This window comes from Clostridium tyrobutyricum (assembly GCF_019144085.1).
Taxonomy (GTDB): Bacteria; Bacillota; Clostridia; order Clostridiales; family Clostridiaceae; genus Clostridium_B; species Clostridium_B tyrobutyricum_A.
In genome coordinates this window covers 89,109-114,331 of record NZ_JAHHUY010000008.1, presented here as the reverse complement: position 1 = coordinate 114,331, position 25,223 = coordinate 89,109, and the positions used below count along the sequence as shown (strand labels likewise).

Genomic DNA, 25,223 nt, shown 5'->3' with positions numbered 1-25,223 from the left:
CAGGGTAGGTAGTTGCCAGGTAATTTTTAAACGCTAAACATAATTGTTTAGCGTTTTTTATTATTCTTAATTATTAAATTACACTTTTGAGAACTTTACCTATACTGTCATGTATTGCAATATTGGCTTTATAGTCATATTGTGTAGAAGACTTATTTATAAGTACAAGATATTTTCCTTTAAAATAGTCTACTAATCCAGCTGCTGGATATACTACAAGTGATGTTCCCCCTACTATTAAAACATCTGCATTTTTGATATATTGAACGGCACCGTTTAATATGTCCATGTCAAGCCCTTCTTCATACAGAACCACATCAGGCTTTACTAGCCCTCCACAATCATCACATTTGGGTATACTACTATTATTTAGTACATAGTCTAAATCAAAAAATTTTCCACACTTGGTGCAGTGATTTCTATGAATTGATCCGTGAAGTTCCAGTACATTTTTTGAACCAGCCATTTGATGTAAACCATCTATATTTTGAGTCACAATAGCTTTTAGTTTACCACGTTTTTCAAGTTCGGCCAAAGCATAATGTGCATTATTAGGTTTTGCATTTTTGTATACCATTTTAGCTCTGTAAAAATCAAAAAAATCCTCTGGATGAGATTTGAAGAAACTATGACTTAACATAACTTCAGGGGGATAGGAAAAATTATTTTTAGTTTTATATAATCCTGCTTCAGATCTGAAATCAGGTATATTAGATTCGGTAGAAACTCCAGCTCCCCCAAAGAATACGATATTATTACTTGAGTCTATAGCAGATCTTAGTTTTTCATAACTCATGTTGATCACCTCTTAGTCAATATTATAGCATAAGTGTGCTTATTTTATAGACATTACTTTACAATTGGTTCCAGTACATGGATTGTTTGGTTAATACAATCAATTTTTACATTAGCACCAATTGGAAGCGTTAATCTTGGATAAGAATGTCCACATTGAAAATTAACTATAGTAGGCTTATTAAAACTTAGAATTCTATCTTCTAACACTTCATCTAATGTTAGACTGCGATTGTAATTTGGAAGGGTGCAATTATGAAATTGTCCTAATATTATACCATTACATGCTTGAATTTTTCCACTAAGAATAAGCTGAGTTATCATTCTATCAATTTTATAAGGATCTTCACTTATATCCTCTATAAATAATATCTTGTTTTTAGTATCAATTTCATAAGGTGTACCAATAGTGCTTGATATTAGAGAAAGATTTCCACCAACTAAAATTCCATTAGCTGAAGTTCCGTTGAAGTAATTAGAATTTATAAAATAATTACAAGATTTTTCTTCGGAGTTTTTTATAGTGAAAGGTTTGTACCCATTAGTTAAAACATTTAAAAAACTTTCCAAAGTTATTTTATCTTGAAAATTTGAATTACACATGGGAGAATGAAAAGTTATAATACCACATTTCTGATATATATTATTTATTAATGTAGTTATATCACTAAAACCGGCAAATATTTTTGGATTATTTTTTATAATATTGAAATCTATAAAAGGAAGAATTCGCATAGTACCATAACCACCTCTTACACATAATATCATATCAACAGTATTATCCAAAAACATATCCATGAGGTCCTGAACTCTATCTTCATCTTTTCCAGCTAAATACCCCCATTTATCATATATATGTTTTCCCTCTTTTACATTGAAACCTAAATTTTTTAGAAACTCTATACTTTCCTGAATATCTTCAGATTTTAGAGGACCAGCTGGAGATACAAGTCCTATAGTACTATTTTTTACAAGTCTGTTACCTAACAAAATTATCACATCCTTAAAATAAGTCTTTTTTCTTTAAGAAAAGTACACATGCTATACATATTAAAGCTGTAACACCATATATATACCAAAAACCATGAGAATTTTTATATAGTGGAATACCCATAAGATTCATACCAAAAGAACCAAATATTATATTAGGTATTGCCATAACTATTGTTATTGAAGCTAGAAGTTTCATTACAATATTTAAATTATTTGATATAAGTGAACCAAAGGCATCCATAGTTCCATTTAGTATATTACTGTAGATATTAGTCATTTCTATAGCCTGCTTGTTTTCAATTATAACATCTTCAAGTATATCCTGATCTTCTGGATACTTCTTTAATAATTCTAATTTTAACATCTTTTCAAGAGTTATTTCATTAGCTTTTAATGAAGTAGAAAAATAGACTAATGACTTCTCAAGAGACAGAAGTTGAATAAATTCCTTATTTCTCATCGACTTATGAAGTTTTTGTTCTATGAGGACACTTTTTTTATCTATCTGTCGCAAATATAAAAGGTAATATACTGATATTCTATAAAGAATTTGTAAAATGAACCTTGAGCGTTTAAATGTATAAAAGGATTTAATTTTATTATTTATAAAGTCAGTTAATATTTTACTGTTCTTTAAACATATAGTTATTATAGTGGATTCTGTATGGATTATAGCCAAAGGATAGGAATCATACGTTAATGAGTTATCTTCCATTTCGGTAAAAGGTATATCCACTATAACCAATAAATTGTTATCCTCTATATCTATACGAGAGGTTTCTTCTTCATCTAGAGCTGATTTTAGAAATTCCATAGGTACTTCGGATTCGCTTGATACAATTTGTAATTCTTCTTCAGAAGGAGCAACAATATTTATCCAGCAACCATGCTGAATAGTATCAAGTGCTTCAAGAGTACGTGATTGATCTATGGTTTTATATATTGAAATCATTTAATTTCCTCCTATGTAAGTAATGTAATACATCTTATTATTAGGAACGATGTTTAAATTAGTTAAAATATTATTTTATAAATAAAAAATATCCTATTATATTATAGCTTATATAATAAACTTTTGAATATGCGATAAAAATAATTATTTATTATAATAAATTTATTTTGAAAGATGAATATACTGTTAGTGGAGATGAATTTACAAATAAATATATATAGAAAATGAAAACTAATCCCATGGATTAAATATTGTTACACTAAATAAAAAAATATAACAAACTTGAATATTATTTGTTTTGAAGTCAATAATCTTAATAAGATATTTTAATTAGGGGGATTTTTATGAATAAAAAACGTTGTATTATATGTGGCAGACCTTTAAATGATGGTATAATTATAGATAATAGAGGTATATGTAAATTATGTGAAGAAAGATTAATTAATGTTAAACATGATACTGACTTTTATAAATATTATAAAACATGTATAAAGAGATTTATAGTGCCTTTAATTATAAGAGAAGAGGAATGGAATTGTCAAAATTACCACTTTTAGAAGGTGTACTGGATTATATCAAAGAAAACAATATATCTTTTTGCATGCCCGGTCATAAAAATGGAAAAGGCTTTTTTAATACTTCCATAGGAAGAGAATTTTTGAAAAATATAGCTAGGTTTGATATTACAGAGGTAGATGGAGTAGATAATCTACATGATCAGAGTGGAATAATTTTAGAGGCAAGCAAAAAACTTTCTGAACTTTATTGTAGTGAAAAGTCATATTTTTTAGTTAACGGAAGTACTTCAGGTAATATGATTATGATATTTTCAAGTTTAAATGAAGGTGATAAAGTAATAGTTGAAAGAAATTGTCATAGATCTATTTTAAATGCCATGATTATGAGAAAAGCTGTTCCTATATATGTACAAAATGTTGTGGATACTAAAATAAATGCTCCTGGAACTTTGGATTTGGAGTATTTTTTAAGAACTATAGAGGCAAATAAGGATGCAAAAGCTGTAATTATTACCTATCCTAATTACTATGGAATATGTACCAATTTAAGATATATAATAAATATATCCAGAAAGTATAGTATGAAAGTATTAGTAGATTCAGCTCATGGTGCACATTTTGGCATATGTAATGATTTACCCGAAAATGCAGTAAAACTAGGTGCAGATATGGTGGTTATGAGTGCTCATAAGACATTACCAAGTTTTACTCAGACAGCATATCTTCATGTTAATAATAATTGCGATATTCATAAAGTGGATTTTTATTTCAATGTGTTTATAAGTACAAGCCCCTCATATCTCGCACTGTGTTCTATGGATTATGCAAGATTTTATCTTGCCACATATGGTAAAGACAAGTATGAAAAACTTATCTGTGAGCTTGATTATTACAAGAATAAAATAAATACAATAGATGGGATGAGAGTGCTGGATAAGCAGTATATCGATAATTTAGATTTTGCATGGGATATGGATTCAACAAGATATGTAATAAATTTAGATAAATGCTATAGCGGACATCTATTATTGAAATATTTAAGGAAAAATAAGATACAGTGTGAAATGAGTGATAGTTCCAATGTTGTATTAATTTTTTCTCCGTTTAATAACAGAAGTGAATTTGAAAAGTTATATCAAGTTTTAAATACTTGTAAATTGGAGAATTTAAGAACTGACAATATAAAGATCACAAATTATGAAATACCTAAAATGAAACTGCTGCCTTATGAAGTTATTTTTAAGAAAAGGAAATTTATAGATTTAAATTATTCCTTAGGAAAAGTTTGTGGAGACAGTGTGATACCATATCCACCTGGAATACCTATAATATGTGCAGGAGAGATTATAGATTTGAATACTTTAGAAACTATAAAATATTATAAACACAATAATATAGATTTGATAGGAATAAATGAAAATGATATACAAGTAGTATTAGATTAAAGCTTGGAGGACGAACATGAGAGGAAAGTTGATAGTCATAGAAAGCGGATCTGATGGAAGTGGTAAGGCTACCCAGTCCCAAAAATTATTTAATAAACTATATGACGAAAATTATAAAGTTAGAAAAATTGAATTCCCTAATTACAAGAGTAATTCATCCGCACTTGTTAAGATGTATTTAAATGGAGAGTTTGGTAGTAATCCCGAAGATGTAAATGCCTATGCAGCATCTACTTTTTATGCAGTAGACAGATTTGCATCATACAAAACTGAATGGGAGGAATTTTATAAAGACGGAGGTATTGTTATAGCAGATAGGTATACTACTTCAAATATGGTTCATCAGGCTTCTAAAATAAATGATGAGAAAAAAAGAGATGAATTTTTAGAGTGGATAAGTGATCTTGAGTATAATTTATATAAACTTCCAAAACCTGATTGTGTTATTTTTCTGGATATGCCGCCACAGTATAGTAATAAACTTATAGAGAATAGAATTAATAAGTTTACTGGAAATGAAAAAAAGGATATACATGAAAAAAATTATGAGTACTTAAAGAAATGTTATAATAATTCACTTTATATAGCCAATAGGGGAAATTGGAATAAAATAAAATGTATAGAAGACAATAAAATTAAAACTGTAGATGAAATACATGATATTATATATTCAATAGTAAAAAAAGAAGTGATTTCAGTATAAATTATGATAAAATCAAATTAGGTAATTATATGTAATTTGGAAAAATTCAACATATTAGATGACTAGTTATGTGAAATAATTATGTTGGGAGGAGATTTTTAATGAAATTGATTATAGCTATTGTTCAAGATGATGATACTGGTGATTTGATAGAAGGATTGACTGAAGATGGCTTTAGGGTGACTAAGCTTGCTACCACTGGAGGATTTCTAAAATCTGGAAATACTACTTTAATGATAGGAGTAGAAGACAAGGATGTAGATAAAGTAATAGGAGATATAGAAGAAGTTTGTAAAACTAGAAATCAAATTATAACAACACCTTCAAGTGTTGCTGGTACTACAGGAATCTATATGCCTTATCCTGTGGAGATAGAAGTTGGTGGAGCAACAGTGTTTGTTGTAAATGTGGATAAATTTATAAAAGTTTAGTGGGAGGAATCTTTGGTTGAATTTCGATGAAATAATAGGAAACTATAAAATAAAAGATCAAATAGTTAAATCAATAAAAATAAAAGATTTTTCTCATGCACACATTATTGTAGGAGAGGATGGAATAGGCAAAAGTATTATTGCCCGGGAAACAGCTGCTTATATACTTGGTAAAAATAGTGATAATCAATGTGTAGATATTGTTGAATGTAGGATAACTGGCAATAAAAAATCTATTGGTATAGATGAGATCAAGGTAATAATAGAAGAAGTTAATAAGAAACCTTATGAAGGAGATAAAAAAGTAATTATAATTTACAGTGCGGATAAAATTACTGAAGTAGCACAAAATGCTCTTTTAAAAACTATAGAAGAACCACCAAATGGGATATATTTAATTTTATTATGTGAAAAATTAGATAGTATTTTAGATACTATTCAATCAAGATGTGAGACATATAAATTGAACAGATTGAAAGATGAAGATATAGTACTATTTTTAAATAGGAATTTTCCTAATTTACCTGAAGAAGAACGAAAATCAGTTATAGCTTTTAGCGATGGAATACCTGGAAGAGCTGAAAGATTTATAAAAGATTCTTCATTCCATGAAATAAGGGATGTAACTGCACAGATTTTATTGGAATTACAGGAAGAAGGTATAGAATTTATATCGAAATACTCTTTATTTTTATTTAAACATAAAGATGAATGGCAGGAGATACTTACATGTATATTGTCTTATATAAGAGATGCTCTTATATATAAAGAAACTGGAAACAAAAATTTTCTTATAAATAATGATAAGTTCAATGATATAAAGAATATGTGCGAAATATTCTCATTTAATAAGTTCAATGGTATCATTAATATTATAAAAAGAACAAGGATGAAGCTAGAGGATAATGTAAGTCCAAGTCTGGTTTTTGACTCTATGTTGGTAAACATGCAGGAGGTATGATATGGTAACAGTTATAGGAGTACGTTTTAAGAAAGCTGGTAAGATATATTATTTTTCACCAGATGATTTAGATATAAAAAAAGATACTTATGTTATAGTAGAGACAGCTAGAGGCATAGAATTTGGAGAATGTGTTGTAGAACCTAAACAGATAGAAGAAGATGATATTGTATCTCCATTGAAAAACGTATTAAGAATTGCCTCAGAAGAAGATATAAAAAAACATAATGAAAATAAGGCTAAGGAAAAGGAAGCTTTTTCTATATGTATAGATAAAATAGAGCAGCATGATTTAAAAATGAAACTTATAGATGTAGAGTATACTTTCGACAATAATAAGGTGATTTTTTACTTTACTGCAGATGGAAGAGTTGATTTTAGAGAACTTGTAAAAGACCTTGCATCTATATTTAGAACAAGAATAGAGCTTAGACAAATAGGAGTTAGAGATGAAGCTAAAATGATAGGTGGTCTTGGCCCTTGTGGAAGGGTTATGTGTTGTTCTACATTTTTAGGAGATTTTGCACCTGTATCAATAAAGATGGCCAAGGAACAAAATCTATCACTTAATCCTACAAAAATTTCAGGTATATGTGGTAGACTTATGTGTTGCTTAAATTATGAACAAAATACTTATGAAGATATAAGAAGAATACTTCCTAAAGTCCAATCCATTGTAGATACACCTTATGGAAAAGGTGAAGTTTTAAGCAATTCTGTAGTAGAAGAAAGTATTAAGGTAAAGATAAAAAGTAAAGATGGGGAGGACATGATAGAAAAAGTTTCAATTAAAGATGTAAAGCTTATTTCAGGTAGTTATGAAGGTAATATCAATGAAGATGAAATTAATAAAAAAGATGTTGAAATTAATGATATACAAGATAAAGATTCAGTAGATAAACTTTTTAAAGAATAATTAGGAGGATATTACTGTATGGAGTCAATATTTAAAATTTCAAATATGCGCACATTAGAAGATATAAATAATATAAGAAAAGCCGTTTCAAATAATGAAGGGGTAGTGGCTTGTCAGATAAATTCTGACAAGAAGGAATTAAGTGTAGTATATGATAATTACTTTATAAACAAGGATCTATTTATTCAAATACTTGAAGATTTGGGATATACATTGTTATAAATTTACCTTTTAAAATTTATATAATTATGATAAAATATCATCGAAGGATGATTTAAAATAAAATTTTTATGAGGGAGGGGTTTTAGAGATGGCATATAAAATTACTGATGCCTGTGTTAGCTGTGGAGCTTGTGCTTCAGAGTGCCCAGTTGAGGCAATAAGTCAGGGAGATGCTCAGTTTGTTATAGATGAGAATACTTGTATTGATTGTGGAAATTGTGCTAATGTCTGTCCAGTAGGAGCACCAGTTCAACAAGACTAGTTAAATCAAAAAGGTTGCCAAAACGGCGGCCTTTTTAATTTATAAAAAAACATGTTAAGTATTAAAGAGTATAAAAATTTACACGATTAATTAAATATATAGTTATAACAAGTCTAACTTAAAGTAAAATTAATTAATTATGGAGGAAAAGAATGGATATATCTGTTTTTATATTTTTAATTTTTGGACTACTATCGATAGTAGTTGGATATGTAATTGAAGGCGGACAAGCAGGAGCACTTATGGGACCTACAGCAGCTATGATAGTATTTGGTGGCACAATAGGAGCAGTAGGATTATCATTTCCCCCAGATATATTAAAGAGAATTCCAAAGATGATTAAAGTAATTATTAGCCCTAGAAAAAGTGATTTACCAGCTTTAATTTCATATTTTAAGGATGTATCATTTAAGACTAGAAAAAATGGATTATTGAGTTTGGAGAGTGAAGTATCAAATGATCCTAATTTAGATTCATTTATAAAAAAAGGTCTGCAACTTGTGGTTGATGGAGTAGATCCACAGGCTGTAAGAGATATATTGGAATTAGAACTTGAATCTACATCTGAAAGACATACTCAGGGATCCAATATATTTGAAAGTGCAGGAGGATATGGACCTACTATGGGTATTATAGGTACAGTTATGGGGTTAGTTCATGTTTTGGGAAACTTGGAAGATACATCTACATTAGGTTCTAAAATAGCTACTGCATTTTTAGCTACATTATATGGTATAGGGTCTGCTAATCTTTTATGGTTGCCAATAGCCACTAGATTAAAACAGGCAGATGAAAAAGAATATAAAGAAAAAACACTTATAATTGAAGCAATACTTTACATCCAGGAAGGTATAAATCCAAACACTATAGCAGAGAAACTAAAGAGTTTCTTAAGTAATGATGAATTGTTAAAATATAAACAAATGGATGGGAAGGCTGATGTATGAAGAAAAAGAAGAAAGGTAAAGAGCCAGATGGTATGAGATGGATGCTTACTTATTCTGATTTAATAACTTTGCTTATGATATTTTTTATTGTAATGTATTCAATGAGTCAGGTTGACCAAAACAAATACAAACAACTTTCTCAGTCATTAAAAGTAGCCATGGGAGGTGGAAAAACTATAATAGGAACTGATAATACACCTAGTGTTAAGGACAATGTCAATCAGATAGATATACCTGAAAGAGACAATGGTCAAACCACATCTCAGACTGAACAGCAAAAATTTCAAAACTTAAAAAAAGAAGTAGATCAATATTTAAGCAAAAATGGTATGAGTAAAAGTGTAAGTACTGCAGTAGATCAAAGAGGACTAGTTGTTAGTATAAATGATACATTGTTTTTTGATACAGGTAAAGCCGATATAAAGCCAAATATCAAGAATAAACTAATAGGAATAGGGAAGATAGTAAATCAACTTGGAAGTTCAATAAGAATAGAGGGACATACAGATAATGTTCCTATTAGTAATGGTATATATAAATCCAATTGGCAATTGTCAAGTGTTAGAGCGGCTAATGTTACTCAATTTTTACAAGATAAAGTTGGGATTAGTCCAGAAAAACTTACATCTGTAGGATATGGACAATACAGAGCTATTACAGATAATTCAACGGATGTTAATAAAGCCAAAAACAGACGTGTAGATATAATTATAGAAAACAGTAAATTTAATGGTATTGACAGCAATACAGCAAACTCTCAAAATAATAAAAAATAATAGAGTATATAATATTTGACCCTTTTCTTAATTTAAATTAATATATAGATATTAATTTAAATTATTGAAACGAGGGTATTTTTTTGAAATTAAAATTATTAAAAAACGATGAGACACTTGATGATTTACAACTTAACGGTATATGTATAATACAAAAAAGAGAAGCTTTCAGATTTGGAGTGGATGCAGTACTACTTGCTAATTTTGCAAAAGTAAAATCAAAGATGAAAGTAATAGATTTATGTAGTGGAACTGGAATAATTCCATTTATATTAGCAGGAAAGACAAATGCGGAGCACATAACTGGTATCGAAATACAAAAAGATATGGTTGATATGGCAAAACGATCTGCTTGTTTTAATAATATGGAGCAAAGACTTGAATTCATACATAAAGATCTGTCAGACTTAAATTTTATGAATAGTTTGTCTAAAGTAGATGTAGTTACTGTAAACCCACCATATAAATTAAAAAATTCGGGTATTGTAAGTAAAGACGATAAGAATGCTATAGCACGACATGAAATATGCTGTACTTTGGAAGATGTAATAAAAGCTGCAACCAGTGTATTAAAAGATAATGGAAAGTTTTATATGATTCACAGACCGGAGCGTATTGTAGATATAATGTGTATTATGAGAAAATATTCAATAGAGCCTAAACTTATGAGAATGGTTCAACCAACTATTAATAAAGCTCCCAATATGGTTTTAATAGAAGGTCAGAAAAATGGGGGAAAATTTCTAAAGTGGGAAGCTCCTCTTGCAATTCATAGGGAAAATGGTGATTATACTGAAGAAATAAATATTATATATGGAAGAAATGGGAGTGATAAAAATGGCAATAGGTAAACTCTTTTTGGTTCCTACGCCTATAGGAAATTTACAGGATATAACACTGAGGGCATTAGACGTATTAAAAACAGTTGATATAATAGCAGCGGAAGATACTAGACAGACTCTAAAGCTTTTAAATCATTTTGAGATAAAAAAGGCTCTTGTAAGTTATCATAAATTTAATGAAAATGATAAAAGCTCTGTATTGATAAACAAAATTAGAGAAGGAAAAAACATAGCAATTGTAAGTGATGCAGGAACACCTGGAATTTCTGATCCAGGAAGTGTTATAGCAAAAAAATGTATAGAAGAAGGAATTCACTTTGAGGTTCTTACTGGAGCTACAGCTGTAACTACGGCACTTGTCTATTCAGGACTGGATAGCAGTCATTTTACTTTTAGAGGGTTTTTACCAAGACAAAATAAAGATAAAATAAAGATAATAGAAGAACTAAAGGATAGAACGGATACTTTGATTTTTTATGAGTCACCACATAGATTAAAAGATACATTGTCATTTTTAAAGAATAATCTGGGAAACAGAAAAATAGCCGTATGTAGAGAACTTACAAAAATCCATGAAGAAATATTAAGATTTACTATTGAAGAAGCCTTATTGTATTATAGAGATCAAAATATAAAGGGTGAAATAGTATTAGTAGTTAGTGGAAAGTCTGAAGAAGAAGTCATAGAAGAAAGGAAGAAAGCTTGGGATAATATAAGTATCACAGATCATATAAAAAGTTATATGGATGGAGGACTAGATAAAAAAGAAGCGGTGAAAAAAGTGGCTAAAGATAGAAACATATCTAAATCTGACATTTATAAACATTCTATAGGGTTATAGTATTTTTATAACCTTTTTAATTTAAATATTGACTTATTGTCAAAACCGATCTAAGAAAAGTTTTAGATTATTAATAAAAACATATATAATTTCGGATTATAATATTTTAAAAAAATATATTGCAAAAGTTGTGATATTGTTAATTTTATTGTATAATAATAAACATGAGTTTAAATTGATAATAAATCGTCAGCTTGTATCTTTAATTTAATTGTGCATGACAATATATATAGCGGTACATTTTCGATCTTTTAATACATCAAATCTAAATTATTAGCATTTCAGTTAGAATTTATCTATCTTATTATTATTAAGTAGATTTAATTTTACAGCAATTTGCAGCATTTGCTAATAGTATTATTAAAATTTTTAGTATTGTCAGTAACATTTGTTAAAGAGTAGTTAATAGGGGGGGTACAGAATTTTGAATAGAAAAACTATATCTGTTGCTATTGCATTAACATTAGCATTGTCAACAGGTGGAAGTGTTTTGGCTGCACCAAGTAGTACAAGCTCTGTAGATCAAGTCAAACAACAACAGCAGGAATTGCAAATCAAGGTTGAAAAATTAGACAATCAGATATCTCAAGTATTAGATAAAATTAACAATAATAAAAATGACATTAAAGCTATAGCTAACAATATAGATCAAAATAAGCAAAATCTAAAAAATGCAGAAGATAGTATAAATACTCAACAACAGTTATTTAATAAAAGAGCAAGGGCAATGTACATAAATGGCGTAGATAGTTACCTTGGTGTTATATTAAATTCAAGCAGTATAAATGATTTTATGTCGAGAGTAGATACAGTAAAAAGAGTAATGGCTTCGGATAAAGATGTAATAAGTGATTTAAAGGATAAAAAGCAGCAATTGGCACAGGAAAAAGAAAAATTAAATAGTGAAAGCAATAAACTTATTGCTTTAAAGACTGATAATGAGAATAAATTAGCCAAGCTTAACAGTGATAAGTCTACACAGACTAAATTAATAGCAGATTTAGACAAAAAAGAAAAAGTTCTCGAGGCAGCAGCAGCAAATGCTGAAAGTAAAAGAGTAGTAGCTGTAGCAGCAGTTAATGTACAGAAAGTTAGGGAAGCGGCACCTAAAATTCAATCATCTTCATCAGGAAATTCTCAATCTATTTCAAGAGGTGGATCAGCAGCATCAGCTTCTTCAAGTGCAGTAGTAGCATATGCATCTAATTTTCTGGGAGTTCCTTATGTTTGGGGTGGAACTACTCCATCTGGATTTGATTGTTCAGGATTTGTTCAATATGTATATGCTCACTTTGGAATTTCACTTCCAAGAGTTTCACAGGATCAACAAAATGTGGGCACTCCTGTATCTAGATCAGATCTTCAACCAGGAGATTTGGTATTCTTCGGATCACCTGCATATCATGTAGGAATATATGTAGGAAATGGTTCATACATAAATGCCCCTAAAACTGGTGATGTAGTTAAAATAGCTCCAGTAGACAGATCAGATTTTAGTGGTGGCAGAAGAGTTAACTAATGTTTTTTCTAAGGATACATAGTAATAAGACTATGTATCTTTTATTTTTTATTCTATTATATACTAATATGAATATTTGAATTAAATTATTCCAATAAAAAATAGACCATTTAAAATAGTCTATTTTTACAGAAGAATTATCTTCCTTCTTTTAATTCATTTAAACAATTCTTGCATATATTTTTTCCTTTGTAATTTACAACATCTCTTGCATCACCACAGAAAATACATGCTGGTTGATATTTCTTTAATATGATTTGTTCACCATCTACGTATATTTCTAAAGCATCCTTTTCAGCAATGTCTAAAGTCCTTCTTAATTCTATAGGAATTACAATTCTTCCTAACTCGTCCACTCTTCTTACAACACCTGTTGATTTCATTTGTTTTCCTCCTTAAGTTCCATAATTCGACATGAATATAATTAAATAGTAGCAAAAATTACATTAAAAGTCAATACATTTTCAAAAAATATTTACATATTTCTTATTAAATTCCATTGGAGTGCTAATATAACACCTATAAATATAAAGTGTATATAACTTATAAACCTAGTTATATGAAGCGTTTTAAAAGATTATAGTTCTAAATAATTAATAGAAAAAAATATTAAAATTTTATTTATAATAAAATAGTTATTATATGGTTAATAAGAAATATATGTCGAAAATATTGTGTGATAGAGAATAATTTAGTTATCATATAAAAGTAATTTTATATAGGAATAAATTACTTTTATATGATAGAATAGTACTTAGAGTAGGTGATATATATGGATTATGTAAAACAATTTATTAAAAATTTGGATCCAATATTAAATGAAATTGGTGGAAATGTTTATTTGGTTGGAGGATATATAAGAGATAAATTAATAAGTTATAGAAATAAACCAAAGGATGCAGATTTTATATATGATGGAAATATAGAAAAGTTGATAAAAAGGCTTGAAAAATTGGAATATAAATTTTTCCCGATAAAAAAATCAGCAGGAATATATAGATGTTTGTTAGATGAAAATATTATAGATATTTCTGAAATTAAGGGGAATTCTATTGAGGAAGATTTAAGTAAAAGGGATTTCACGATAAATGCCATAGCGATGAAAGTATTACAAAACAAAATAATAGATCCCTTTTATGGAAGAAGAGCTATTAAAAATAAAATAATTAAATCGGTATCTCAAGAGAGCTTTGATAATGATCCTATAAGAATTTTAAGAGGAATAAGGATGTATTTGACCTTGGGAATGCATTTTAACAAGGAGACAGAGGATATGCTTGTTAAAGAAGCATATAAGATTGTTAAGTCACCAAAGGAACGGGTTTTTTCTGAATTGATGACTATGATAGAAAATGATACAGAAGGAAAAGTTTTTGAGTTATTGGATACTTTTTCTGTACTTAAGTATTTAATACCATATACAGAAGAGTTAAAAACTATTGGAAGATGCAAATATCATGTAGAAGATGTTTTTACCCACAGTAATTTAACTTATAAGGTTTTTAAGGATATCATAAAGGAAAGAATAAATATAAAAGGTATTGATTTAATTGAATTTAGCAGCAAAATTGGAGAGTTTAGTACTAGAGAGTATATTGGACTAGTTTGTTTCTTACATGATATAGGAAAGTACAAAGCTTATATAAAAAATAGAGATGGAAATATAAGTTTTTTCGGACATGAAGAAATTGGAGCACAAATATGTAAAACAATATGTGAAAATTTAAAATTTCCTCAAAAAGCATCTAAGCTTGTAGAAGATAGTGTAGGAGCTCATATGTATCCACTTAAATATTTTAAAGATACTGATGAGAATAAAAGAAAAAGTTATTATAAATTTTTCTCTAGATATAATAAGCTTTCGAAAGCTATACTTATAGTTTCATTTTGTGATAATTATGCTACTAGGATGCTCTTAGATAAAGAAAATGAAAAAGAAAAATATAAAAGTTTTGTTGAAGATATGCTTTATGAATATAAGATATATGATGAAATAAAAAATAATAAAATTATAGATGGAAATTATATTTCAGATATTCTTGGGGAAACAGGTTCTATTGTTGGCGATGTTATAAAAAACGTTGATGAGCTCAGATATTTGAAAAAGATAAATACAAAAGATCAAGCTATAGAATATGTGAAAAAAATAAAGTTGGCTAAATTATAATATATGTTTAGTTATTGACAAACAAACTTATCAACACTGTGGATAAGTTTGTTTGAATTTATGTCTAAATTAATAGTATCAATGTATAAAGTTATACACAGAAAATGTGTATAACTTTATATGTATTGTGGATAAGTTTATAAAATTACTTATTTATCGATAGTTTGAAATGTAGAGACTATAAAATCAAATTCATCAGAATCAGTTATTTCACTATAATTATCTTCTGATATTCCAGGATAATAATATAATATAAATTTTTCTTTTGTAAGAACATCTTGTATTATTATATATTTTTTATCATTTTCTACATTTTGCAGAGTTGCCAAGGTAGTATATTTGCTGTCTTGATTGGTTTTATTATTTGTAAGCGTTAAATTGAAATTATAGTGTCTTGTGGCATTTATCTTTTTTCTATCACAATAGTTAATATATGAATTACTTTTACAGCCAAGACAACTGTCGAATTTACAATCTGTTGTACAATTGAGGCATTGACAAGTACTGCAATTTTTTAGTTGCTCAATTGATTCTAAATTATCTTCTTTATAGGCATTTAAAAGATAGATATATTTGTCACTTTTGAATTTATTAAAAAAGCTGCTGTGCTTAATTTCTGATTCAGTAGATTCAAGGAGCTCCATATACTTTTTTAATATATCAAGTTTTACTACATATTTTCTTCTAGATAAAATATTGTTATCTAAAAAAGGAGAGATATTATCTATTGCATAGCTTATATCTACAAATATTTTTCCATAATGAGTTTTTTCATGATTTATAAATTCATCAACTTTACTCATTGTTTTCACCTCATTAAAGTTTAACAGTCTATTGGTTATTATCTTTATACTTTTTAAGTTCTTCATCTAAGTTGACGTCATCTAATTTCTCAAATTCCTTATCTAATGAATTATCTTCTTTTAAATCTTCAATCCCCTTGGACAAAGCTTCTTTTTGTTGAATTTTTCTTTCAACATCATCTAAGTTTATCCTGTTGCTTCCATCATCTACATTTGCAAGAATTTCATTTACCTTTTTACTTGCTTCCGCATTGTTATATCTTGCAGCAGCTTCATCTCTATAATTTCTAGTTTTTTGAATTTCATCTTCTAGTTCTTTTAACTTTATTTTTATAGCTTCAGCTTTAGAATGTGCGTCTTTATAGCTTGTCTCTAAAGATGCATAAGTTTTATCTGCTGTTATTTTTCTCTCCAATGCTTTTTTTGCTAATTTCTCATTACCTTTATTTAATGCTAGTTTAACTTTACTGTCAAATTCTTCGGAAGTTCTTTTGGAATCCTCCATTTTCTTTTTTATTTCATGAACATTGCCTAGTATTTGAGCGGATGATAATTTTGCTTTGTTTAAGCTATCCTCCATGTCACGTAATTTTTGGTCCAAAAGTTCTATAGGATTTTCAACCTCATCTAATTTATTGTTTATCTTAGCTCTGAAGATATTTGATACTCTTTTAAAAACACTCATTTAAGTAACCTCCTAGATTATTTTTTTCTAAATTTATTTATTCTATTAATAACAAATAGTAGTATTAATATTACTACTATAAATTTAACAAAACCCCAGAAAAATCGTGATAAAAGACTAGATTGTCCATAATTGCTGCCTGAGCTGTAATTATGTCCCCAAGGAATTGGAATGGGTATAGGTAAAAATGATCTTCTATTAGTTCCATTATTATAACTTTGTGTCGATGAAGAATTATTAGCTTTTTTATTATAGGATTTTGAATCAGATTTTGTAGAATTTGAAAAACTTCCTGACTTAAAATCTCCACTACTAGTAGAAGAATTCTTATTGCTTTTATAATCCGATTTAGGTTTTGAGAAACTTCCTGATTTAAAGCTTCCACCCTGAGATTTTGAACTATGGGAAGAACTTCTTGAGGAAGAATGTGATGAAAAGCTTCCAGATTTAAAACTTATTAGAGTTGGGGATTTAGCATATGCAGTATTACCCTTATTATGTAAAAAACCTGGTAAAATAGTATTTATTAATAAAAATAAAAAAACAAGAAATATAGCTATATAAGATTTCTTTTTAAATATTTTGGACACCTCCAATAAAATGCTTGTTTTTTTATTAATATAGTACCATAATAATGTTAACTTATCATTATGAATATAAGTTATGATTATATAATACAGTATAATATACCATGTTACAAGTACTATATTATCCGATTTTGAAATAATATGAACTATTTAGCCAACATTTCATTATAAATCTAATTATGTATTGCAATAACACGGAATTTCTAATATATAGATGATTAAATCCTAAAGATACTTACCTTGTAAAGCGTTTATAAATAACTTATAATGATATTATAAGTTATCATTGGAGGGATCAAAATTGAAAAAAAGTGAATTTGATATGGAATACGTAAAAAATACTGCTGAAGAAATATCTAAAAATACAATTATACCATATGAAGATTTACCAAGATATGATTTATTCCTATCTCAGGTAATAGATTATTTAAATGATAAATTTTCAGGAGAAAAATATACAAACAACATAGTACAAAATTATGTTAAAAATGAAGTAATATCAAAACCTGTAAATGGTAAAAAAAGAGGATATACTAAAGATCATTTAGCTCAACTTGTATTATTAAGTTATATGAGACCTATATTATCTACCGAGGAAATTAAGAAAGTATTCAGATTAGCCTTTAATGAGATAAATGATGGTGAAGATGATATAATATCATGGGAAAAGGCATATAAAGTATTTTCTTATATACAAAAAGATAGTTTTAAAAAGATTATTGCAAAGGATTTATTTGATAAGGAAAGATTAAATAATATGATTAAAGACATGAATTTGAAATCCAGTGAAGAAGAGGAAAGAATAGTATTGTTTTTTTCAGTCATGTCTTTAATCTGTCAAGCAAGTTCAATAAAAAATTTAGTACACAGTATAGTAAATAACTATGAAAAAGAAATTTAAAACGTTATTCAATATTCTTATTTAAAAGGCATATGCTTTTAGATGCTATGCCTTCTTTTTTACCCGTAAATCCAAGACCCTCCTCAGTAGTTGCTTTTATACTTATTAAGTTAACATCAAGATTCAATGTTTTGGCTATACAATTTCTCATTTTATCTATATAAGGAGAAATTTTTGGTTCCTGAGCAATTATTATAGAATCTATATTGCCTATAGTATACCTGTTGTTAATTATTAAATTATTTACATAATATAATAATTTTATGCTGGATATATTTTTATACTTTAAGTCGGTATCAGGAAAGTGTTTTCCTATATCACCTAAAGCCAATGCTCCAAGCATACTGTCCATTATTGCATGTGTGAGTACATCTGCATCTGAATGTCCTAAAAGACCTTTTGGATAAGGTATAGTTATACCTCCTAGTATTAGCGGTCTATCATCTACTAATTTATGCACATCGTAACCTATTCCAATTCTCATATTTATCCTCCATAATATGTAAAAATTTATTCCTATAAAATAAAAAGGTGCTTTAAAATGCACCTTGAATTACTATCAAGAGATATATTTTGAATAATTTATTACTTTTTTATTAGATATACTTTTGTTTGAAGAATTTTCTCTTGTAGGGCTAAATATATTATTAAACAAGTTTTTCAAAAAAGTGACAAGATTAAATTTTCCATGTTTCTTCTTTCTTACTTTTGAAAAATCAATTGTGATAACGTTATCTTTCATAATAGCTCCCACCTTCCTTAAATTGTATCTAATTAAATGATATCATATTTTGATATCATTGTTAATAAAATAGTAAGAAATATTTGACTTGAAATGTATTAACATGATAAATTTTAAACACAATATTTATTTAATAAATACCATATAAAAATAATTCAGCATTTTAAGAGGTGTAATTCCTAAGTTCTGATTTCAGAGACTTAGGAATTTATTATAAAATAAATATTGTGCATAAGGATAAAAAGGTAAAATAATGTGTTTTAAGAAATAGTACTTTTGAGCTAGGCAGTTTCATTCGGGTAATATATTATATGAAGAATATTATTAATTTGTTACTGCATATATTTAAATTTTAATAAATCTTAAGATAAGCTATAAAAAAGTTATGCACAAGTTATACACAAATCTGTGGATAATGTTGATATATATTAATAAAAAAATTATTAAAAAATATTTTATTTACTGAAAATTATAATAATAACTGGTATTGAACAACTTATAAACAAGCAATCTGTGGATAATGTGCATAAAATTATAAATTAGGTTGTTTTTATATTAAAATAATAAAAAATTATAAATATATAATTTGTGGATAATGTTTATAACTTACATATAGACATAGTTATACAGAGTATTTAAAAATTTTGTTGATAAATATGATTGTTATTAGCATTATATATTATTATAATAGGTATGTAACTATTAAATTTAGTATATATGTTATTTTATGTATATTTATCATATTAATCCAAATAATATTTTATAAAAACTATGTAGAGAGAAGTGAATACATGAACAAAAGAGGATTGAAAACAATAATAGCATGTATAATAATTGCTGCAGGTTTAGTTGGCGTTTGTAATATTTTAAAACTTGATTTTTTGCAGGATATAAAATCAGGTTTAACCATAAATCATAAAAATAATGTTAATAAATCAGTAAAGGTAGTAGATTCTAATGATTATAAAATTCCTAAAGCGAGAGAGTTTACAGGAGATGTAATATATAATAACAGTTCAGTACCTGTATTAATGTTCCATTCCATAGATTATGAAAAAGGTAATGAATTGAGAATTCCAAAGGATGTATTTAGAGAAAAAATGAAATTTTTAAAAGATAGTGGATATACTACATTGACTTTAACTGAGTTTTATAAATTTATTGAGGAAAATAAACCTGTTCCTAAAAAATCCGTACTTATAACGTTTGATGATGGATATGAAGATAACTACGTAAATGCGTATCCTGTTTTAAAGGAATTTGGATTTCATGCTACTATATTTGTCATAACTAGTACGGTAGATAAAGATAGTTCCTACTTAACCTCAAAGCAGTTGAGGGAAATGAATGAAAATGGTATAGATATTGAAAGCCATACTGTAAATCATGATGATTTAGATAAATTAAGTTATGAAAAGCAACTTGAGACTTTAAGAAATTCAAAAGAGTTTTTAGAAAATATATTAAATAAAAAAATAGATTATATAGCATATCCATTTGGGCACTTTAATCAAAATACCATTAAGGCTGCTCAAGTGTCAGGATATAAAATGGCATTTAGTACAGAAAGTGGCTGGGGAAACAAGTCTCAGGGAATATACAAATTGCATAGAGTTTATATGAGTGCCAATCATAGTATGAATGAGTTCATGATAAGGTTAAAAGATCCTGAATACGATATGCACAAATAATAAAGAAAATAGTATTCAATAAATAACATGGGGGGAAATATTTTGAATAAAAGGTTAAGAACATTGATTTTGGTTGCAGCTATTTCTTTTACAAGTTTTCAATTTAAGATAACTGCAAGTGCTTATTCAGGCACTAAAAATAGTGTAGATGTTAACAAGGAGTGGTCTGTAAAATTTAACAAGACATTAGAATCAGATACGGTCAACAGCAGTAATATAATTGTTAAGGATGCAAGTGGCAATAGTATACCTGTAGCTATAACTTTATCTCAAGATAAATATACAGTGCTTATTAGTCCACAAACTTCAGGATATATACCTGGTGCTCAATATACTGTAAATGTAAGTAAAGGAGTTAAAGATTCAGCAGGTGTACCTTTAAGTGAGTCCGGTACGTTGAAGTTTACTCTTGTAAATAAGTATTCCGATGGTACAAATTATTCAGCATTACCTGCTATAACATCAAATGATTTTAAGTACACACCATTGCTAAATTCTCAAAATCAAGGTTTTATATTGAATTCCACAGCTGGTCAGAATGTTAAATATAGAATATTTGTAGCACAGGACAATCCATACAGTGATGGAGCATTCCAAGAAATAACTCAAAACTATGTATCTCCCGTAAATGGTGTAGTTACAGCAAATAAGAAATTGGCTTCTGGAACAAATGGACAAAAATATAAAGCAATTATATATGTAAGAAGAGCAGGGGTGTCTACTGGAGCTCATAGAGATATGAATACAGATTATGACAACTATTATGTAAATTATTTTAGATGCGTTGATAGTTCAAGTATTCCAAATGCTCAATATACCAATTATAGTACATCATTGAGTTATGGAGTAAACAAGCAATTGGCATGGGAAGGATATTCCAATGAGGGACCTTATTTTTCTAAAACTGCTAGTTTTACTAATTTAGCCTCTGCCAATCAGATAAAATACTATATGAATCCAAGTAACTTTCTTGATTCATATGGAAAATATCAATTTTTGAAGCTTAGTTATGAAGATGGTATAAGTGCAGATGATTTAAATAATTTTCTTGCAAACAAGGGTATTTTTAAAGGACATGGACAGGACTTTATAAATGCTGCTAAGGCAAATAATATAAGTGTAAGTTATTTAGTGTCTCATGCAATGCTTGAAACGGCACTTGGAACTTCATATCTTTCAAGCGGACAAGCAAAATACGATGGGCAAGTTGTTTATAACTTTTTTGGAATAGGGGCAGTAGATAGTGATCCAAATGGTGAAGGTTCCAAAAAGGCATACGAACAAGGATGGTTTACACCTCAACTTGCTATATCGGGTGGAGCTCAATGGCTTTCTAAAAGTTATATAAATAATGATGATTATAAACAGGATACTATCTACAAGATGAGATGGAATCCAGCAGATCCAGGTCAGCATCAGTATGCGACAGATATTTCCTGGTCATATAATCAGATATCAAATATAATTAATATGATAAATATGGCACCTTCATTATATCAAACGATGTATTTTGACATACCTAAATATGCACAATAAAATTTATTTTAGAAATATGTATATTTATAGTATAAATTGTATATTTTAAAATTAGAATGTATAATAATATTATTATACGATGCTTAATTGGAGTGAATAAAATTGCTTAAGTGGAAAGAACTTTATGATGAATGTATAAATTGTCATAAATGTGCTCTGGGAAATACAAGAATAAATATGGTTTTTGGAGATGGAAACTCCAAGGCTGATATTATATTTATAGGTGAAGCACCAGGAGCAGACGAGGATAGAACTGGTATTCCTTTTGTAGGCAGAGCAGGACAGTTACTGACAAAGTATTTAGAAGAATTAGATCTTTATAGAAATAAAGACTATTATATATGTAATATTTGCAAATGCAGACCTGAAAAAAATAGAACACCCTATGAAGATGAAGCAAAGGTATGTCTTCAATATGTAAGAAATCAAGTTGCACTTGTAAAACCTAAAATCATAGTATGCTTAGGTGCAACTGCCATGAGATATATATTGGGAACAGATTGGCGAATTACAAGGGATCGAGGCAAATGGATTGAAAGAAAGGGATTTTATATGACAACAACTTTTCATCCTTCTGCAATCCTTAGAGATCCAAATAAAAATCAATTATTTTTAGAAGATTTAAAAGCTATAAATAAAAAATATAGAGAAATTTCAGCATAAATATTGACAGACAAAAATATATAATTTATTATGTTACTGAAAAATGCAATGAAGGAAAGAGTAATAAATCAAAGGTTTAAGAGAGAGTCAGTGTCTGGTGGAAACTGATGGCATATTGATTTATGAATATGGATCTGGAGCATATTATCTGAAAATATATTAAGGTAGTCCGGATTTACAGACGTTATACTGTATAGTAATTTAAATTACTTAGTGAGATTTTTACTGTGAGGTAAAAATGAAATAGAGTGGTAAAGTGTTATTGTATACCTCTATATGGATATTGTTATATCTATATAGAGGCTTTTTATTGCCAGTATTATAAAAATAATCCATTAAACAAATGTAAAAGGAAGGGAAGTAATAGAAATGAATAAAAAAACTTATTATATTACAACACCAATTTATTATCCATCAGCTAAACTTCATATAGGAAATACCTATACTACTGTGGCCGCGGATGCATTAGCCAGATTTAAAAGATTAACAGGTTATGATGTCATGCTTTTAACTGGAACAGATGAACATGGGCAGAAAATTCAAAGACTGGCTGAGGCCAAAGGTATTACTCCAAAGGAATATGTAGATGAAATAGTAAGCGGAATAAAAGAACTTTGGGGAATGATGAATATAAGTTATGATAAATTTATAAGAACTACAGATGACTATCATGTAAATGCAGTACAGAAAATATTTAAGAAATTATATGATCAGGGAGATATATATAAAGGAAAATATGAAGGATGGTACTGTACACCATGTGAATCCTTTTGGACAGAAACACAATTAGTGGATGGCAAATGTCCTGACTGTGGAAGACCTGTGGAGAAGACAAAAGAAGAAGCATATTTTTTTAAAATGTCAAAATATGCTCCAAAACTTATAGAGTATATTGAGAATCATCCTGAATTTATACAGCCGGAGTCACGAAAAAATGAGATGTTGAATAACTTCTTAAAACCTGGTCTTCAGGACTTATGTGTATCAAGAACTTCATTCAACTGGGGTATACCTGTAACTTTTGATGAAAAACACGTAATATATGTTTGGATAGATGCTCTTGTGAACTATATAACTGCTCTTGGTTATGGAAGTGATAATACGGAAATGTTTGATAAATATTGGCCCGCAAATGTACACCTAGTTGGCAAGGATATATTGAGATTCCATACGATTTATTGGCCTATAATGCTTATGGCACTTGGACTTCCTTTACCTAAACAGGTGTTTGGACATGGATGGCTGCTGGTAAACGGCGGCAAGATGTCAAAATCTAAAGGTAATGTTGTAGATCCTGTTGTACTTGTAAATAATTTTGGAACAGATCCTGTAAGATACTATTTACTTAGAGAAATTCCATTTGGATCGGACGGACTATTCAATAATGAAATATTTATAAATAAAATAAATTCAGATTTGGCAAATGATCTTGGAAATCTTCTTTCAAGAACGTGCGCTATGATAGACAAATATTTTGATGGGATAATACCTGAAGCTTTGGAAAAAAATGATGCGGATGATAGCTTGAAAAACATAGCTCTTGAAGTTCCTCAAAAAGTAGAAGACAATATGAATGCACTTAGAATACCTGAAGCTTTGGATAGCATATGGGAGCTTGTAGGCAAATCCAATAAGTACATAGATGAAACTATGCCATGGATACTTGCTAAAGATGAATCCAAAAGAGGAAATCTGTCAACAGTACTTTATAATCTGGCAGAATCTTTAAGGATAATTTCAGTATGTATATCTTCATTTTTACCAGACACTAGCAAGAAAATAAATGATCAGTTGAATGTTGAAGCCATATCATGGAAAAGTTTGAATTCCTTTAATGGTACAAAGTCTGGCACTAAAATAAACAGAGGAGAAGCCATATTCCCAAGAATAGATGTTGATAAAAAGATAGAAGAACTCAACAAACTTAAGGAGCAGCAGGAAGCTAAAAACAATAAAAAGATGAAACCTATAAAGCAAGAGATAACTATAGATGATTTTGACAAATTGGATTTAAGAGTAGCAAAAGTAATTAATTGTGAAAATATAAAAGGAGCTAAAAAACTTCTTAAGTTTAAGGTTGACATTGGAGGAGAAGAAAGGCAGATTGTATCAGGTATAGCTAAATACTATAAGCCTGAAGATCTTGTAGGTAAATTCGTTGTAGTTGTGGCAAATTTAAAGTCTATTAAATTAAGAGGCGAGATTTCCCAGGGAATGATACTTTCAGCAGCATCAGACGATGAAAGCAAATTATTCACAGCTACCATATCTGGAGAATTGGAAACAGGAAGTATTGTAAAATAGAAAATAAACTGTCGGTATATA

28 protein-coding genes are annotated in these 25,223 nt (G+C 28.4%); 19 read left to right on the top strand and 9 right to left on the bottom strand.

Annotation, left to right across the window (positions count from 1 at the left end; genetic code table 11):
* Nucleotides 1–73: 73 nt before the first annotated feature.
* The 3 genes from KM800_RS05800 to KM800_RS05790 are packed head-to-tail and all read right to left on the bottom strand — an operon-like array spanning nucleotide 74 to nucleotide 2,740.
* Complete coding sequence (locus tag KM800_RS05800) at nucleotides 74–796, bottom strand: NAD-dependent protein deacylase (RefSeq protein ID WP_217812230.1); 723 nt, start codon at nucleotides 794–796, stop codon at nucleotides 74–76.
* A 53-nt stretch (nucleotides 797–849) separates the two neighbouring features.
* Entirely contained in the window at nucleotides 850–1,785 is a 936-nt protein-coding gene (locus tag KM800_RS05795) for a S66 peptidase family protein (RefSeq protein WP_217812229.1), read from the bottom strand.
* A gap of 13 nt (nucleotides 1,786–1,798) precedes the next feature.
* The gene (locus KM800_RS05790) at nucleotides 1,799–2,740 is read right to left on the bottom strand and encodes a magnesium transporter CorA family protein (RefSeq protein ID WP_217812228.1); all 942 of its coding nucleotides are present in this window, start codon (nucleotides 2,738–2,740) and stop codon (nucleotides 1,799–1,801) included.
* Nucleotides 2,741–3,084: 344 nt separating this feature from the next.
* On the opposite strand from KM800_RS05790, the gene KM800_RS05785 reads away from it, so the two are divergent.
* The 13 genes from KM800_RS05785 (at nucleotide 3,085) to KM800_RS05725 (ending at nucleotide 13,123) form a co-directional block, all read left to right on the top strand.
* The gene (locus KM800_RS05785) at nucleotides 3,085–3,297 is read left to right on the top strand and encodes a sigma factor G inhibitor Gin (RefSeq protein ID WP_217812227.1); all 213 of its coding nucleotides are present in this window, start codon (nucleotides 3,085–3,087) and stop codon (nucleotides 3,295–3,297) included.
* Nucleotides 3,276–4,703 carry an aminotransferase class I/II-fold pyridoxal phosphate-dependent enzyme gene (locus KM800_RS05780; protein ID WP_217812226.1) on the top strand — a complete coding sequence of 476 codons (1,428 nt, stop codon included), beginning with the start codon at nucleotides 3,276–3,278 and terminating at the stop codon, nucleotides 4,701–4,703. Before KM800_RS05785 ends, KM800_RS05780 begins: the two co-directional genes overlap by 22 nt.
* A gap of 16 nt (nucleotides 4,704–4,719) precedes the next feature.
* Nucleotides 4,720–5,406, top strand: coding sequence for a dTMP kinase (locus tag KM800_RS05775; RefSeq protein ID WP_217812225.1), 687 nt, complete (start codon nucleotides 4,720–4,722; stop codon nucleotides 5,404–5,406).
* A 101-nt stretch (nucleotides 5,407–5,507) separates the two neighbouring features.
* Nucleotides 5,508–5,837 carry a cyclic-di-AMP receptor gene (locus KM800_RS05770; RefSeq protein WP_217812224.1) on the top strand — a complete coding sequence of 110 codons (330 nt, stop codon included), beginning with the start codon at nucleotides 5,508–5,510 and terminating at the stop codon, nucleotides 5,835–5,837.
* A 16-nt stretch (nucleotides 5,838–5,853) separates the two neighbouring features.
* Nucleotides 5,854–6,798, top strand: a complete 945-nt coding sequence (locus KM800_RS05765) for a DNA polymerase III subunit delta' (protein ID WP_217812223.1) — start codon at nucleotides 5,854–5,856, stop codon at nucleotides 6,796–6,798.
* A 1-nt stretch (nucleotide 6,799) separates the two neighbouring features.
* The gene (locus tag KM800_RS05760) at nucleotides 6,800–7,714 is read left to right on the top strand and encodes a PSP1 domain-containing protein (RefSeq protein WP_217812222.1); all 915 of its coding nucleotides are present in this window, start codon (nucleotides 6,800–6,802) and stop codon (nucleotides 7,712–7,714) included.
* 18 nt (nucleotides 7,715–7,732) lie between these two features.
* On the top strand, nucleotides 7,733–7,936 hold the full coding sequence (locus KM800_RS05755; RefSeq protein WP_217812221.1) for a heavy-metal-associated domain-containing protein: 204 nt from the start codon (nucleotides 7,733–7,735) through the stop codon (nucleotides 7,934–7,936).
* An 88-nt stretch (nucleotides 7,937–8,024) separates the two neighbouring features.
* Nucleotides 8,025–8,198 carry a DUF362 domain-containing protein gene (locus KM800_RS05750; RefSeq protein ID WP_017750904.1) on the top strand — a complete coding sequence of 58 codons (174 nt, stop codon included), beginning with the start codon at nucleotides 8,025–8,027 and terminating at the stop codon, nucleotides 8,196–8,198.
* Nucleotides 8,199–8,350: 152 nt separating this feature from the next.
* Nucleotides 8,351–9,145: a flagellar motor protein gene (locus tag KM800_RS05745; protein ID WP_217812220.1), complete on the top strand. Its 795-nt coding sequence runs from the start codon at nucleotides 8,351–8,353 to the stop codon at nucleotides 9,143–9,145.
* Nucleotides 9,142–9,921 (top strand): OmpA/MotB family protein, encoded by a 780-nt coding sequence (locus KM800_RS05740; protein WP_217812219.1) that lies wholly within the window; start codon nucleotides 9,142–9,144, stop codon nucleotides 9,919–9,921. Before KM800_RS05745 ends, KM800_RS05740 begins: the two co-directional genes overlap by 4 nt.
* A gap of 83 nt (nucleotides 9,922–10,004) precedes the next feature.
* A complete protein-coding gene (locus KM800_RS05735; RefSeq protein WP_217812218.1) occupies nucleotides 10,005–10,772 on the top strand; it encodes a tRNA1(Val) (adenine(37)-N6)-methyltransferase in 768 nt (255 codons plus the stop codon).
* The gene (gene rsmI / locus KM800_RS05730; protein WP_217812217.1) at nucleotides 10,759–11,604 is read left to right on the top strand and encodes a 16S rRNA (cytidine(1402)-2'-O)-methyltransferase; all 846 of its coding nucleotides are present in this window, start codon (nucleotides 10,759–10,761) and stop codon (nucleotides 11,602–11,604) included. Before KM800_RS05735 ends, rsmI begins: the two co-directional genes overlap by 14 nt.
* A 424-nt stretch (nucleotides 11,605–12,028) precedes the next feature.
* Nucleotides 12,029–13,123, top strand: a complete 1,095-nt coding sequence (locus KM800_RS05725; protein ID WP_217812216.1) for an NlpC/P60 family protein — start codon at nucleotides 12,029–12,031, stop codon at nucleotides 13,121–13,123.
* 137 nt (nucleotides 13,124–13,260) lie between these two features.
* On the opposite strand, the gene KM800_RS05720 is transcribed toward KM800_RS05725, so the two are convergent.
* A complete protein-coding gene (locus tag KM800_RS05720) occupies nucleotides 13,261–13,506 on the bottom strand; it encodes an AbrB/MazE/SpoVT family DNA-binding domain-containing protein (protein ID WP_217812215.1) in 246 nt (81 codons plus the stop codon).
* A gap of 389 nt (nucleotides 13,507–13,895) precedes the next feature.
* Between KM800_RS05720 and KM800_RS05715 the strand changes: the two genes are divergently transcribed.
* Entirely contained in the window at nucleotides 13,896–15,290 is a 1,395-nt protein-coding gene (locus tag KM800_RS05715) for an HD domain-containing protein (RefSeq protein ID WP_217812214.1), read from the top strand.
* A gap of 149 nt (nucleotides 15,291–15,439) precedes the next feature.
* Here KM800_RS05715 and KM800_RS05710 read toward each other — a convergent pair whose 3' ends face one another.
* Genes KM800_RS05710 through KM800_RS05700 form a run of 3 tightly spaced genes read right to left on the bottom strand, consistent with a single transcriptional unit; the run spans nucleotide 15,440 to nucleotide 17,368 of the window.
* Nucleotides 15,440–16,093, bottom strand: coding sequence for a DUF1292 domain-containing protein (locus KM800_RS05710; RefSeq protein WP_217812213.1), 654 nt, complete (start codon nucleotides 16,091–16,093; stop codon nucleotides 15,440–15,442).
* Nucleotides 16,094–16,121: 28 nt separating this feature from the next.
* Nucleotides 16,122–16,778 (bottom strand): PspA/IM30 family protein, encoded by a 657-nt coding sequence (locus KM800_RS05705; protein WP_217812212.1) that lies wholly within the window; start codon nucleotides 16,776–16,778, stop codon nucleotides 16,122–16,124.
* A gap of 17 nt (nucleotides 16,779–16,795) precedes the next feature.
* Complete coding sequence (locus tag KM800_RS05700; RefSeq protein WP_217812211.1) at nucleotides 16,796–17,368, bottom strand: hypothetical protein; 573 nt, start codon at nucleotides 17,366–17,368, stop codon at nucleotides 16,796–16,798.
* A gap of 283 nt (nucleotides 17,369–17,651) precedes the next feature.
* On the opposite strand from KM800_RS05700, the gene KM800_RS05695 reads away from it, so the two are divergent.
* Entirely contained in the window at nucleotides 17,652–18,266 is a 615-nt protein-coding gene (locus KM800_RS05695; protein WP_217812210.1) for a DUF1836 domain-containing protein, read from the top strand.
* Nucleotides 18,267–18,270: 4 nt separating this feature from the next.
* Here KM800_RS05695 and ispF read toward each other — a convergent pair whose 3' ends face one another.
* A complete protein-coding gene (gene ispF, locus KM800_RS05690) occupies nucleotides 18,271–18,750 on the bottom strand; it encodes a 2-C-methyl-D-erythritol 2,4-cyclodiphosphate synthase (protein WP_217812209.1) in 480 nt (159 codons plus the stop codon).
* A gap of 75 nt (nucleotides 18,751–18,825) precedes the next feature.
* The gene (locus tag KM800_RS05685) at nucleotides 18,826–19,008 is read right to left on the bottom strand and encodes a hypothetical protein (protein ID WP_217812208.1); all 183 of its coding nucleotides are present in this window, start codon (nucleotides 19,006–19,008) and stop codon (nucleotides 18,826–18,828) included.
* Nucleotides 19,009–19,799: 791 nt separating this feature from the next.
* On the opposite strand from KM800_RS05685, the gene KM800_RS05680 reads away from it, so the two are divergent.
* From KM800_RS05680 to metG, 4 genes are all read left to right on the top strand, one after another.
* A complete protein-coding gene (locus KM800_RS05680) occupies nucleotides 19,800–20,699 on the top strand; it encodes a polysaccharide deacetylase family protein (RefSeq protein WP_254906471.1) in 900 nt (299 codons plus the stop codon).
* Nucleotides 20,700–20,741: 42 nt separating this feature from the next.
* A complete protein-coding gene (locus KM800_RS05675) occupies nucleotides 20,742–22,235 on the top strand; it encodes an Ig-like domain-containing protein (protein WP_217812207.1) in 1,494 nt (497 codons plus the stop codon).
* Nucleotides 22,236–22,337: 102 nt separating this feature from the next.
* Nucleotides 22,338–22,898: a uracil-DNA glycosylase gene (locus tag KM800_RS05670; RefSeq protein ID WP_217812206.1), complete on the top strand. Its 561-nt coding sequence runs from the start codon at nucleotides 22,338–22,340 to the stop codon at nucleotides 22,896–22,898.
* Nucleotides 22,899–23,267: 369 nt separating this feature from the next.
* Complete coding sequence (gene metG / locus KM800_RS05665; protein ID WP_217812205.1) at nucleotides 23,268–25,202, top strand: methionine--tRNA ligase; 1,935 nt, start codon at nucleotides 23,268–23,270, stop codon at nucleotides 25,200–25,202.
* Nucleotides 25,203–25,223: the final 21 nt, after the last annotated feature.

Bases quoted from the DNA above. Each gene is read 5' to 3' on its own strand.
- KM800_RS05800 (WP_217812230.1), bottom strand. From the start codon at position 796: ATGAGTTATGAAAAACTAAGATCTGCTATAGACTCAAGTAATAATATC.
- KM800_RS05790 (WP_217812228.1), bottom strand. From the start codon at position 2,740: ATGATTTCAATATATAAAACCATAGATCAATCACGTACTCTTGAAGCA.
- KM800_RS05785 (WP_217812227.1), top strand. From the start codon at position 3,085: ATGAATAAAAAACGTTGTATTATATGTGGCAGACCTTTAAATGATGGT.
- KM800_RS05775 (WP_217812225.1), top strand. From the start codon at position 4,720: ATGAGAGGAAAGTTGATAGTCATAGAAAGCGGATCTGATGGAAGTGGT.
- KM800_RS05770 (WP_217812224.1), top strand. From the start codon at position 5,508: ATGAAATTGATTATAGCTATTGTTCAAGATGATGATACTGGTGATTTG.
- KM800_RS05760 (WP_217812222.1), top strand. From the start codon at position 6,800: ATGGTAACAGTTATAGGAGTACGTTTTAAGAAAGCTGGTAAGATATAT.
- KM800_RS05755 (WP_217812221.1), top strand. From the start codon at position 7,733: ATGGAGTCAATATTTAAAATTTCAAATATGCGCACATTAGAAGATATA.
- KM800_RS05750 (WP_017750904.1), top strand. From the start codon at position 8,025: ATGGCATATAAAATTACTGATGCCTGTGTTAGCTGTGGAGCTTGTGCT.
- KM800_RS05745 (WP_217812220.1), top strand. From the start codon at position 8,351: ATGGATATATCTGTTTTTATATTTTTAATTTTTGGACTACTATCGATA.
- KM800_RS05740 (WP_217812219.1), top strand. From the start codon at position 9,142: ATGAAGAAAAAGAAGAAAGGTAAAGAGCCAGATGGTATGAGATGGATG.
- rsmI (WP_217812217.1), top strand. From the start codon at position 10,759: ATGGCAATAGGTAAACTCTTTTTGGTTCCTACGCCTATAGGAAATTTA.
- KM800_RS05720 (WP_217812215.1), bottom strand. From the start codon at position 13,506: ATGAAATCAACAGGTGTTGTAAGAAGAGTGGACGAGTTAGGAAGAATT.
- KM800_RS05715 (WP_217812214.1), top strand. From the start codon at position 13,896: ATGGATTATGTAAAACAATTTATTAAAAATTTGGATCCAATATTAAAT.
- KM800_RS05710 (WP_217812213.1), bottom strand. From the start codon at position 16,093: ATGAGTAAAGTTGATGAATTTATAAATCATGAAAAAACTCATTATGGA.
- KM800_RS05705 (WP_217812212.1), bottom strand. From the start codon at position 16,778: ATGAGTGTTTTTAAAAGAGTATCAAATATCTTCAGAGCTAAGATAAAC.
- ispF (WP_217812209.1), bottom strand. From the start codon at position 18,750: ATGAGAATTGGAATAGGTTACGATGTGCATAAATTAGTAGATGATAGA.
- KM800_RS05685 (WP_217812208.1), bottom strand. From the start codon at position 19,008: ATGAAAGATAACGTTATCACAATTGATTTTTCAAAAGTAAGAAAGAAG.
- KM800_RS05680 (WP_254906471.1), top strand. From the start codon at position 19,800: ATGAACAAAAGAGGATTGAAAACAATAATAGCATGTATAATAATTGCT.
- metG (WP_217812205.1), top strand. From the start codon at position 23,268: ATGAATAAAAAAACTTATTATATTACAACACCAATTTATTATCCATCA.